General features: G+C 60.8%; 7 protein-coding genes and 1 pseudogene. 4 read left to right on the plus strand and 4 right to left on the minus strand.

Annotation, left to right across the window (positions count from 1 at the left end):
* Positions 1–23 precede the first annotated feature (23 nt).
* Together BFL43_RS07690 and BFL43_RS07695 are read right to left on the minus strand one after the other, a co-directional pair.
* Positions 24–1,040, minus strand: coding sequence for an ADP-ribosylglycohydrolase family protein (locus tag BFL43_RS07690; RefSeq protein WP_084891985.1), 1,017 nt, complete (start codon positions 1,038–1,040; stop codon positions 24–26).
* Positions 1,037–1,735, minus strand: a complete 699-nt coding sequence (locus tag BFL43_RS07695; protein WP_168176557.1) for a GntR family transcriptional regulator — start codon at positions 1,733–1,735, stop codon at positions 1,037–1,039. The genes BFL43_RS07690 and BFL43_RS07695 overlap by 4 nt, the downstream gene beginning before the upstream one ends.
* A gap of 81 nt (positions 1,736–1,816) precedes the next feature.
* Between BFL43_RS07695 and BFL43_RS07700 the strand changes: the two are divergent.
* From BFL43_RS07700 to BFL43_RS07715, 3 genes and pseudogenes are all read left to right on the plus strand, one after another.
* Positions 1,817–2,120 (plus strand): annotated as a pseudogene (locus tag BFL43_RS07700) (MBL fold metallo-hydrolase); the annotation flags it as partial.
* A gap of 2,985 nt (positions 2,121–5,105) precedes the next feature.
* Complete coding sequence (locus BFL43_RS07710; RefSeq protein ID WP_084891988.1) at positions 5,106–6,026, plus strand: ParA family protein; 921 nt, start codon at positions 5,106–5,108, stop codon at positions 6,024–6,026.
* Positions 6,027–6,244: 218 nt separating this feature from the next.
* Entirely contained in the window at positions 6,245–6,580 is a 336-nt protein-coding gene (locus BFL43_RS07715; protein WP_168176558.1) for a hypothetical protein, read from the plus strand.
* 2,007 nt (positions 6,581–8,587) lie between these two features.
* On the opposite strand, the gene BFL43_RS28865 is transcribed toward BFL43_RS07715, so the two are convergent.
* Complete coding sequence (locus BFL43_RS28865) at positions 8,588–8,734, minus strand: hypothetical protein (RefSeq protein WP_168176559.1); 147 nt, start codon at positions 8,732–8,734, stop codon at positions 8,588–8,590.
* 411 nt (positions 8,735–9,145) lie between these two features.
* Here BFL43_RS28865 and BFL43_RS07720 point away from each other — a divergent pair, with 411 nt between their 5' ends.
* Positions 9,146–9,367, plus strand: a complete 222-nt coding sequence (locus tag BFL43_RS07720; protein WP_143695165.1) for a hypothetical protein — start codon at positions 9,146–9,148, stop codon at positions 9,365–9,367.
* A gap of 1,836 nt (positions 9,368–11,203) precedes the next feature.
* Here BFL43_RS07720 and BFL43_RS28465 read toward each other — a convergent pair.
* Entirely contained in the window at positions 11,204–12,166 is a 963-nt protein-coding gene (locus BFL43_RS28465) for a GAF domain-containing protein (RefSeq protein ID WP_143695166.1), read from the minus strand.
* Position 12,167 lies beyond the last annotated feature (1 nt).

Raw genomic sequence — 12,167 nt, forward strand, 5'->3', positions numbered from 1 at the left:
GGGGTTTACGTGAGGTGAAAGTCTTAGCGCTTGGCCGGATTGGCCCGGAGCTCGAGCAGCGAGAGCGCTAGACCGCGCAGACGGAGATCAGGGTTCGCGACAGCGAGCTGCTCGCGCACAGGGAGAGGGATCGACGACGCGCCGACGTGCGCACCCACAATGGCGCCTGCGATCGCGGCAATCGTGTCGCAGTCGCCGCCCAGACTCGCCGCGTGACGGGTCACCGCCCATAGATCGGTTGGAAACAAAGATGCGATCGCAAGGGCGGCAGGAACCGCCTCCTGTGTGGCCACCCCGACACCGATGAGCTTGATGACGCGGTCAAGTGCCTCCTCGGGCTCGAGGTCACGAACGACGCCTAAGGCCCAATCGATTCGCGCGGCAACGTCCGGGCCCGCGATGTAGTAGCCTCTGCGACTGCCGATTTCGGCCGCTGCGATGGCAATCTCGATCGATTCGTGTAGCGGCCTGCCGTCGAGGCCAGAGCTGATTGCCGCGGCCACCGCAGCCGCGCCGGCAATCGCGATCCCGGTGTTGTGGGTGACACGACACGCATCTTCCACAGCGTCCACGAGATTCTCGAGTGGCTCGCTGAGGTGGGCGATGCCGACGGGTGCAATTCGCATCGACGCCCCATTTGTATCCCCCCAACGCCCGGTGAGATCGGGCGAGACCCCCTGCGATACAAGGGCCAATGCCTTCACGGTCGAGGGGCCCAGCAAGTCCAGCGATCCGGTAGCACGCATCTCCTCTTCCCAGACCAAGAGCGCCTTGGCGAACGCAGTGGGGTCGAGTGCACCCCCTCCCTCAACGAGCAGGTTTCCCAAAATGATCGCCTGATCAGTGTCGTCAGTGACGTGCCCGGCCGGCACACCACGACTGATGTCGTTGTCTTCGGGGCCGGGATAAAATCCGTCGAGCAACCCATACCGGGCCCTGACCACGTCCGGGGCCAAGTATTGGGTGGGCATACCCAATGCATCACCCACCGCGAGCCCGAGCAGCGCGCCTTCTGCACGATCGATTGTGGCGTCGTTCATCGGTGTCCTCCAAAGGAATGGTGAAGCCGAAAATGCTGTGGATGCAGAAGGCTTCGCACGAACTCGACAACCTGACCATGCATGTCGTAGTTCGTCTGTTCGGTTTCCAGAAAGGCATCGCCCGCCGGCCGACCAAGCATCTCGGCATCGTGTGAGCCGAGGATCGCAACACCGATAGATTCTTCACCAGCGGTAGCCAACATCCCGTGCTGTGCCAAGGTCTCTTTGATCGAACCATCTACCAGCCCTGTAGCTATCACCGTTTCGAGGGACGAACGCCATGGAATATAGCTGCGCTCCAGCGTGATGGGTTGATCGTCGCTGGTCTTTCGTACTCGCTCGACAAGTAGGAAATGATCTTTCGTCAATGACAACCTGCGGGCCACAACGGGCAGCTCGACTCGACCGAGGGCCATTAGGTCCAGAGACGTGTAGATTCCCTTGCGTCTGAGAGCTTTGGTCCAACCAAAGCCATCATCGATCTCTTCTCCGTCGTAGGTCACGAATGAACCGGCCCCAGTCCAAGTTTCGATCAGACCCTCTCGTTGCAGGGTGGTCAGGGCCTGACGAACCGTTCCTCTGCTGACCGCGAACTCGTCGGCGAGCACCATCTCACCGGGCAACCGCTCCCGATTGCCGAACTCACCTCGCCGGATTCGCCCGGCCAGTTCATTCGCGATCAGTCGATGCTTCACAACCATCAGTCACCTACTTATGTATGAACCTGTACATACAGGTTTCGAGTAGTTTCACTGAGAGCAACGAACTTGTCAAGAGAGGACGGGCAGAAGATCACCGTCGGCGGTACCGAGCTCGTGGTGATCAACACACCTGGTCACCCGCGGCTCCTGCTCGATCTACGCACCCGAACTCGGTGTCCTGTTCAGCGGTGACACCTTGTTCTCCGGCGGGCCCGGCGCCACCGGACGGTCGTTCTCGGACTTCCCGACCATCATCGAATCGATCCAGACCAAGATCTTCACCCTGCCCGCCGAGACGAAAGTCTACACCGGACAAGAAGATTCGACAGCCGTCGGCCAAGAGTCCCCGCACCTGGAAGAATGGATCATGCCCTCGTGATGAAGTCAGAATCAGCTTCATCACTGCGACGGTGAATCTTGTGGTGGTGTGCCACGTTGAGGGTCCATCGCTCGATGAGCATTCGCACCGACAGCACCCCGCCCACAGTCAGATCGCTTCGGAGCAGGCGGGCTGAGTACGTGAAGTGGTCAAGGCCCCACCGCATCGAAGAGACCCAGTCGACCGAGAGGATAATGTCTTTCGCGGGAGGCCATGGAGCACCCATTCGACTCAACAAGTGGTCCGCCAGCGGCACCTTCGCGAGCTCGTACCACGCGCGCATAGGTAATAGTGTTTGGTCTTCAGCAACCCGCTCGCGGCGCCGACTAAAACTACTCATAAGTATCGGACCAACGAGGTCCGGTCGCTTGCGTGACGCGACGACGAGGGCTTCGATCGAGGGGTCGATCATACGAGCTTGCGCAGCACGCCGATTGTGGCGGGCAGCCCGCTTGGTGGCGCGGTGGCGCGAGTCGCCTGCCTTGGCACGCGGTCGACGCTTCCTCTGTCGTCCTCCCACAAGATGTTGTTGCAGATATTTGAGGTTCGAGCTTGTTCCCTTGAGCTCGACTGCCCGATCGGCCATACGATATGGGGGCTTCTCCCCTGCCTCAGGCCCGCGGTGTCGGCTCCTGGGTTTAACCAAACCTTCAGCGCGCCCTGAACGCGAGCTTTCGCGGCTGCCCGCTGGAAGTAGCCCCACTGCGACGCGTTTATGCAGTTAGGCGGCCGCCCTCCTGCGCTAATTGGATTTAGCGCAGGATTCTTCGCGTTTTCGCGATGTGACTGTGCCAGGTCCCTAACTTCTCGCGGTCCCTCCCTTGAACGAGCCGATTGTGCTCCTTTTCGAGCTACAAGAGCACTGCCACTCGCCGGGGCATCGATGATTGCTCGTGGATGGCGGCCATGGTGACCTGCGGAAACCAGATTGCGCTGACCAAGGCCGCAGTCTTCGTGCGCAGACGTGTTGTCGAGCCATGTTCACTAAGCCTGCTAACGAACTATGCCGGCACAGATCTGCCAGTCGGTTGTCAGCTACTGGCGGTATGACTGCAGGACGCCGGAACGCGACGGTCGTTTCCACCGCCGGCTGCGGACCAACAATCCGACTCTTATGGTCGCAGAGCGGTTGCTGGGCCGCGGCGCGTGGAGCACAGCGAGGCCGTTGGCCGAAGTGCAGCGCGCATTGCGGTCCAGCGCGCGGCCTCCAAGCTCATCTTCCTCCGATGCCGTCGGGCCGATGACCCGACTGTCCGTGCCTGTAGCTCGTCGGTCGTGTATCGCAGGCCGTTCGGGCGCCAACTCTTCCGGGGTCCGCGCGGAGCCCCGTGCGCTCTCCAACCGCGGTTTTCCAGAGGCCACTCCCCCGGTGCTGCTGAAAACTACATTATTTCGTCACAGTACGATTCGGCTGGCGGGCCTCTAGAACCGACCGATCCGTGGGCTCGTTCAAGTGGTCGGCGCATTCGGGCGACCAGGCACCGACGGGCTCGCTACAAGGCTTCCCAGCCGCTCGTTTTAGTGACCGGTCACGGCGATCTCAGCTCCGGTCACAATCCGGCACAGTTCATTGGACCACCACCAGCGACCAGGAGCCAACGCTCTTTGCGCAGGCCCGTTTGACGTATGCGGGCCGGCGGACCTTCGCGGCGGGGCCCGAGGATCTCCGTCTGGCTCAATATCCGCGACTGCGCGCCCCTCGGATACCGCAGGGTCGGGGTGGATCGTCAGTTGTCTGGGGGGGGCGAGCCGGTTCACGTCGCCGAAGTTGGTCGCCCAGCGGGTCCACTGGCCGATCGCGGCTCTGGGTATTCACTTCGTCGGCGCGACTTGGTCCCACTGAACGCCGGATAAACCCCGGAAGCTTCCTAGATCATCGGACGAACTACTCGCACGGGCGAGTGATTACCGGAGTTTGCCTGGCTCCGATGCCCTCGCCCAATCGGCGACCGACGCCGGCGGCGGACTCGACGCACGGGCCGGTCTGATCCGCGTTGTTAACTGAACTGGACGCCAACACTGGAAGTTCTAGTGCATGCATTAATGCAAGGCTTAATGCAAGGCTTAAGGTGCGCTTCACTGCATATCGTAGTGCGCCCGTTGGCACTGGAGTGGAGCCTGAGTTCGTCCGCGAGTTCTATTGTGGCCCACGATCTGGCTCCCGATGGGAACCTTCGAACAACAACAGTGCATCGGCCCCGACAGGGCGGCAAGCTACGCGCCATCCGAGAACCGAGGTTGCTGTGCCGCCCCCTCGTCGGCGCGACCAACAACCGCATCGTCGTCTCCAGCGGCGGGCCGCCTCAACTGTGCCTCCTCACCACTAGACTTCGGTCTGTCGGAGGACCGCGACATCATGCAATCCACTGGGCGGCGCGGCCGGGAGATGCCTGCACATTTCACTCCGCCTGAGCCCGTTGGTCAACCAAATCGCACGTCAGTTAGCTGGCCCAGATCATGCCCCCCGGACGTTGCAGGACACCATCTACCAACCACCCCAACGTGCCTTAAGCGCAACCTTCCAAACAACGATCGTTTCGAATATCAGCAGTTCAAGGGCAGTTAACTCATGTCTTAATGCATGCATTAGTGCACGTCCTAAAAAATTGCCTACCGTCACCCCGACTGTTGGCACTAGATGTTCATGTACGTCTCGCAATTCGCTATGCCGTACCCCTCGCCTTATTGGGTCAACTAGCGGCAGGTGCGCGCCACGCCGTGAGGCCCAACTTGCAGTACACATCACGTAGTGCATTCAGATACGACCTACTGCCTCAACTGTCCTCCACCACACACAGCACTGCACGATGCATCTTGCATCGGGATTTAGATCCAGACACAGCGCATCAACTAGGTAAATCACTGCGTGTCGCTCTACCGGATGCCACGTGGTGGGCCGTACGCTGCATCACATACCTCGCATCGCACTGTGCCCTATGCCTCGCCGTAGACCAGCCAATATTCCGAGACTGAAAGCGGGAAGTCATGCATGAACTAACCCACGAGCTACAGCGTGTAGTAGCGTTCGCCAACGGAAAAGGGGGCGCAGGCAAGACGTCCACATCGGTGAACTGCGCTGGCCTTGCAGCCGCAGCTGGATGGCGCACTCTGCTCATCGATCTAGACCCACAGGGCAACGCAGGGGAGGACCTCGGCTACAACCAACAAGGTCTTACGGACAACGGTCAGCACTTACTCGATGCGATAGGTACTGGCCAAAAACTTCAGCCAGTAATTCGCGACGTTCGTCCGAATCTCGACGTCATCCCCGGCGGCGATGCGCTTGATGACCTCGAGTCCATACTCGTCGGCCGCGCGCAGCGTGCGAAGAAGGTTCACGCGACGCTGGCCGAAGCGTTGGCTCCGATCGCCGGCGACTACGATCTCATCGTCTTGGACACGCCCCCCACGCGACCGAGCTTGCTTCAGGTTGCACTAGGCGCAACGCGGTGGATCGTTGTGCCCACGAAGCCCGACCGGGCGAGCATCCTTGGACTAGGCGCCCTCGCGACGCAACTGAATCACGTTCGCGAGTTTCATCCCGATATCGACGTTCTCGGCGCAGTCCTGTTTGACGTCTCTACGTCAGCTAAGGCCGTGCGCCGCAACGCGGTTGCGGACATCACAAATGCGCTCGGCGGTGCAGCTCCTCTTTTCGGGTCAGTCATACGCCACACCGAGACTTGCGCGGTACAGTCTCGCGAGGAGGGAAAGCTGATTCACGAGCTCGCGGAGCAAGTGGAAGACGCCGAGCCTTATTGGAAGGCCCTCAAAGAGGGTCGCAAGCCCACTCGTGTGCCCGGGAGCGCACCGGCACTCGCAGAAGACTACGTGCTTCTCTGCCAGGAGATCCTGCAGCGAATCGCGCAGCTTGAGTCCACCGGCGTAGGAGAGGAAGCAGTGTGACGGACCGGACACCGTTAACCGCAGTCCCGGGGCTCGCACGGACTAGTTCACTGCCTCCGCCGCCGCCGCGCCGTTCACGGCCTGAAGCGAGCGAGTCGCGGACGACCCCCTCGACTGACGCCCACACTGAGGCCCCAGTGGCTGCCAGAATCCAGCGACAGCCATCTAAGCCTGAGCGGCAGCCCAGGCGAGCTGAGGACCGGGCAGCGAATGTGACAGTGCCGGTCACGCTTTCGCTGCCAGTCACGTTGGTGCAGCGCCTCAAGAAGTACGCCAAGGCCAACGAGGCTTCGTACGCGAGCATTGTTATGGATGCGATCGTGTCCAGCCGTGATGAGCTGGCCCTCCTTGTCTCCCGACTCCGGCCGGACGAAGAGTCGGATGGGATTTTTGTGAGGACAACGCCGCGTAAAGCTGAGGACCGGACTGCGATATCGTTCCGCACGCGGAAGGCGAATGTTACTGCGATCGATGATTTGGCCGCGAGCGATGAGATTTCGGCGGAGAACCGGTCTCAGCTTTGCCACGCTGCTTTGGATGCATTTCTCCCATAGGAATATCAGGTAGATCACGCCACCACCCGGTACCTTTCATGCAGTTCCACGTGGGCGTATGCATCGGCATACGCCATTCGACCACCGGTTGTGGTCGGAAAGCGGCCGTAGCGCATTCGCGCCGGCACCGCGATTGGTAGCGATGTGATGCCCGGGGTCGTATCTGCTGCGCGTGGACCGCGCCTGCGCCGCTTTCCTCGCAATCTCCGCCAGGCCAGCTCTTGGTCCCACCACTCACGAACTAGTCGCTCACGACGATGCCGGTGGACCCTATTCAGAGTGGTCCCGCCCACTCCAAGCGTGCTGGCGGCGTTTTTCCATGCTGGTTGCGCGCAAAGCATTCCGAGTGCATGCAGTCGCCGTAGCCATCTATCTACGGTTGCTAAACCGTATCCGGTGTCTACGGCAATCTGACCCGCGTCTGTAGAACCATTCTCCCAGCTCAGGTGAATTACCTCAGCGCACCCACCGAGTCCTCCGCCCCAGACCCAGACGTCGTGTTGCGCGTGGTTCAGGCGCGTTTGGAGCACCTGCAGAGGGGGGCGTGATTCCACTTGTGTTGCAGCTGTGTCTAATGGTGGAGCGTTTAGCCGCCAGGTCGCGGCCGACGTGCCTACTGCCTTATCCACACAGGTGATCCACGCTTCTCCCTCTAAGCGGTGGAGGGCGCGTGAGGCCGTGGCGGCGTGGACGTTCGCGTTCTCTGCAAGGCGTCGGACGTCTATGTTGATCATTTCAGTGTGAGCCGCGATACAGATGCTGAGGAAAGCGGTCAGTACACGTTGGGCGCTTGTGTAGCCAGGGCGGGCCCAGTGGCGCGGATTTGTGAACATCGCTTGTGCCGCGCCTGCGATCAGATCAGTAGTTGGGTCCTCATCCACTCGATCTAGTGCGGCTCTCGGCCACGCCGTCCGTGCAGCCGTAGTTAGCGCCTTATGCCACTGGTTGATTGCTCGGGCTTCGCACTGTCGATGATCCAGTCGCATTCGTGTGAGCCCAGGTTGATTCAGCTCCTTAGCAACATCTTTCCAGGACCAGCCGCTTGCCGCCATGCCGAGAATGATGGTCCATGCGACCGCGGAACGGTCTGCCGAGGACGGTATGGGCGCCTGGAGGAGCTTAGTTGTGCGGGGTGACAACGCTGTCTTGGCTCGATTCAGTCGTTGGTTGGACCCGGCCCCAACTAACTCGATCTCTGTCGGACCCGACCCCGCCAGGTTCAAATCGTGTCGGGGTTGCGTTGGGAAGCGAGCGTGAAGCCAATCGATGAGCTCTGGGGGAGCAGGGTTTTGGTCCATTGCCTGGAGAGCACGATTTAGGTCCGTGCCGGTGAGCAGGGGAGTGGCGCTGCCGTTCAGTCGATGAGACGAGCCTGGGATTCGCACGGCACCTGATTGAGGGTTGCTCAGTGGAGTGATGTCGAGCGTTGGTAGGTGCGCACGAATTGCGCGCCCTACGCCTGCGACTAGCGGCGCTTCGACGCCTTTGTCGCAAAGCCGCACCCAGATATGGACTCCACCGGCTGGACCCGACCGCACAACTAGGTGCGGTACGTCGAGATCATCGAGCACTTTCGCCAGGATCGACCAGTCAACATCGACGGCGTCGCATCCGTAGCGCCCGACATCGAAGTCAAACGCCAGCAGGCGATAGTTGCCCGCGCGATCAGCCAGGTACGTGGCGATCGGAAACTCGGGAAGACTTTTCGGCCAGGTCGTCGACCGGTAGGAGTGGGTGCGATCGGAGTCTATCCGGGCAGTCGTTCTCGGCGACCAGCGCCGCCACCACGTCAGCATCGTTTCGCAGTGCGGGGGAGGTGATCGTGATCGGCGCGCGACACGCGGTGTTTAAGGATTGCGAGCTCATCTGCGCAAGCAGTATCCTGAGATCTGTCAGGCAAGACAGTCCCTCCGGGGATGGCGTGAGCCAAGAGATCGAGCTGGTAACTCGATCTGCCAAACGTCAGATTAAGAGCCCTCCGGCTGGTACCCGGGGGGTTCTTCTTGTTTAGTGCTCACGCTGGCTATTGAAATGTGCGATCAGGTCCTGCTGGAGGACGTAGGTTCCCACCTCTCGTTGGTAGTGGTTGGCCTTGACCTCATCGATGGCGGGCGACGACGTCGAGGGTTCGTGCAGGGGAGCGTTGGTACCCACTCCCCGGGATGTGAATCACATCGATGTAAGTATATTGGCGCGTTTTTCGCGCAGTTTTAATGGCTCGTCTACAGGCGCGTCAGGCCAACGACTGACCTGCTTACCCCCATTCAGCCAGCTCAGCGGCTTCCAACTACCAGATTTTCGCGCGATTTATGAGACAATAAAGTAGTGGAGCGCAAACCTGGGACCCGGCGGGTAGCCGAGGCAGTGCCGTCCGCGCCCACCGTCGAGAACAGCTCCAAGCGCGCAGCAGTGGTTACTGCGTACTGCGCACGGCCCCAGTGCCGCAGCGAGTTCCGCCGCACCATGGGCCGAGGGCGCCCGCGCAACTACTGTTCCGACAACTGCCGACGCGAAGCTGAGAGCGATGCGCGTCGCCTGGCCGCGCAACTCGAACATCATCGATCTATGGCAGAAATGCTGACTCGTGACCTGGCCACGTACGACATTGAGACGCCGGCGGCGAATCCGAGCTCTGCGGGGCCCCCGAACATTGAGATAGCTGCTGCGCGCGCGGAAGGCGTTCTCATCGGGCTCGACGACGGAAGTCCTTTGGCGACCGAGTTCCGAAAGCTCCTCGATGCGGTTCGGAGCAGCACCTCTGTGGACCAAGAGCACAAAGCGTCCTGACCGCTGCGGGCTAGAACAGCACAACCGGCTTCCTTCCTGCCAAACCGACGGCTCTCGCGACTGCAGTCACGGCCGGCGGCCGCGGTATCTACTGATGGTCGCATCGTTGAGCCGGCTCGCTATACGGCAACACCCAGCCGTGCTCGTCACACTTTGCGCACGTCAAGCCCGTGTCGCGCCATGACTCGTACTCCAGCTGTCTTGCATCATCAGCGGCGGCTGGGCGGTCATCTAGATTTTCGTGACGGTTGAGGATCCCGGCCAACAGAAGGATCGGGCGGCTCGGGCTATTTGCAATCCATCGTCCCAACCCGATTTCATCGACAAGTAGCTGGTTCAAGTCCCGGTCTGTCCATCCATGCGCCGCCGGACCTGCGAGGACGTGAGACCAGGCTGATGATGAGTATCTGTGCGCCCACCGGGGCGTGCGAGGGTTCCTACGCCACCTCGTTGCTAGCAACAGACCATGTTTGTCAGGTGCCTTGTATCGCCGCCGTGCTGTGGTCGTTGCGCGCGGAGCGCTCTGTTTTTGCTCTCCGGCTTTGCCGGTGGGGGTTAGTGAGTTGTTCGATACGAGAGGTGAGCGCCCTAAAGGGCGCCCTTCGGGGTGGGGTGCCGCAACACTGTTACCAGCGTACTTATCCACAACCTGGGGATTGTGAAGCGCGTACACCGAAGTCCACCCGCGGCCCCTATCTCCGACTCGGTACGAGGCGAGGCGTTCGTCGAGGGTCCGTTGGCGGCCGCGGACTATCTCAGTAGCCAAGCCCAGCAGTCGTAGCACCTGGCGCGCACGCTGGATGGTCCGTTCGGAATACCCGGAGATCGCTGCCACGCGCTCAATACTCGGCCGGCAGTTACGGCCGGTCCTAAAGTCAGCATGCACTGCGTGAGCGGCTGCGATCTGCATCAGCACACGGAGTGAAATTCCGTTCTTTGGTCCGCCGAGAATGGGAACAATGTCGGCATAGCGGTGCGCGTACGCGATCGGGATGGCCCAGGTAAGCCAATGGTCGTCGCGATTCCAGCAGGCCACACCCGCGTGTGCGAAGTCGCCAGGCTCCAGGGCGATCGCCTGGAGGCCGAAGCAACCCAGTTTGCGCAAACGGGCCGAAGCGGTCGTAGACCGTCCGCGCCGCGGGCGTAGGGGTGTTGATCCGCAATATTCACGCAGAATTAGTGATGCGCCGGATTTTGTTTCCGACACGCGATGTGCAGGGATTGCAGCCGCGCAAGGGTCGGCTGTACCCTGGGCTCTGTCCGACAAGACAGTCCCTTCGGGGAATGGGGCGGCCGCAAACCGTCCTGGCTCTCAGTTAGCGCTGAGAGTTCGAAACCTTACGAAACCCTCTGGCCCGCCAGCCAGGGGGTTTCGTGTATTCCAGGAGTCGACGAAACCGCGTGTGAAGTTGTGATCGGACTTCCGGGTCTTATCCCGTCAGCGGCAGTTGCTCCTCCTTCGAAAGATCAGGGCCAACCATTAGTTCGGGTTTGCCGCCTAGGTCACAAAGCAGGTCAGCGACGTATCTGCTGACTGTGCTGTAGCCCGCGCGCGCCGCAAGTTCCGGAACGTCAATGGGAGCTGGAACCCGCACCATGTGCTCTCTGCGCTTACCGAGATTGGGTTGAGCCATCAGTGAACTTCCTTCCTTGCGGCCGTCCAACGCGAACCTGTCTATCGTGGCGCATGCCTGTTACAGGTACAGGTAGCGACACGCCTGAAACAGGTACAGATAACTGGCAACTCAGCGCAGATTCCAAGAACAGACGCCGACGACCTTCTTGGGCGCTGGCGAGCTGGATGGCCCAACGCAAGCGGAAGCCGCGTCGAACGTGTCACAGCCCAAAAATCGAACGGGCTCTACGCATAAATGACCCCACGACCAAGCCGCTGCCAAGGGCGTCTGGATAGGGCCTAAGAGTCAGGTCAATCGGTTCATATACGTTGTCGACGTTGAGGATTCGTATGCTGATCGACTGGCTGTGCTCGGCCGAGTCGAAACTATCGGAGTCGACGAAGTCTGCCAGCTTTGGTAGATCGTCTGGATGAAAGATGCTGACGCCCGCTTGACGGTAGTTGTACTGGACCCAGTCTGGGGGCGGAGTAAGAAACATTGCCAAAGTTCCCTGTTGGGGAGCAATAACCGCAACATTCAGCCCCAAGCTTTGCGCGCTGTCTAGCCCGATTTGGTGCAAGGTAGGGGGCTCCACCGGCCTGACGTCGGTGACGTCTTCCCAGATCGTGAACACGCCCGGCGGATGTGCGATGACGTTGACCTGCCAGCGCATCAGACGCCCCTCGGCGTGTGGAACAGTCACAAGGGACTGCGATCTGTGTCCCGGCTCCGGCGCAAACAATTGCTGCAATACCGGCGCGTACTCGTCGTAACGGTCACCCAGACTCAAAATTCGTGCCAGAGACACTTCCTCGGTATAGACCGATTCTCGCCCCGACATGACATTGCTTTCATAGGGCTGGACGCAAATCTGTCTGTCGAAGTCCCAGATGCATCCGGCGATGGATCGAGGAGGCGGGGGAGTAGCGCCGCTTGGCCCACACCAGAACTGCACGCCGTGGCACAGACCTCGAGGTGTAGGTACGGGTATCACCACAACACGTGCGCTGCGGCCCCCGTCGCCGGGAACATCGACGTCGATAGCCTGCCTACGAGCGGCAACCTCACGAATCAGCCTCTTAATCGGGACAAACGCGGGTGCCCTGCGCTCGACTGATTGCCACTCTGCTTGCCTGCCGGCCACACTGACGACCGTCATTCCACCTTCGGTGATGGTCTCCACG

Origin of the sequence: Williamsia sp. 1135 (assembly GCF_002095395.1) — a bacterium.
Classification (GTDB): Bacteria; Actinomycetota; Actinomycetes; order Mycobacteriales; family Mycobacteriaceae; genus Williamsia.

Excerpts from the sequence above, each read along its gene's own strand:
- BFL43_RS07710 (WP_084891988.1), top strand. The coding sequence starts at position 5,106 with ATGCATGAACTAACCCACGAGCTACAGCGTGTAGTAGCGTTCGCCAAC.
- BFL43_RS07720 (WP_143695165.1), top strand. The coding sequence starts at position 9,146 with ATGGCAGAAATGCTGACTCGTGACCTGGCCACGTACGACATTGAGACG.
- BFL43_RS07690 (WP_084891985.1), bottom strand. The coding sequence starts at position 1,040 with ATGAACGACGCCACAATCGATCGTGCAGAAGGCGCGCTGCTCGGGCTC.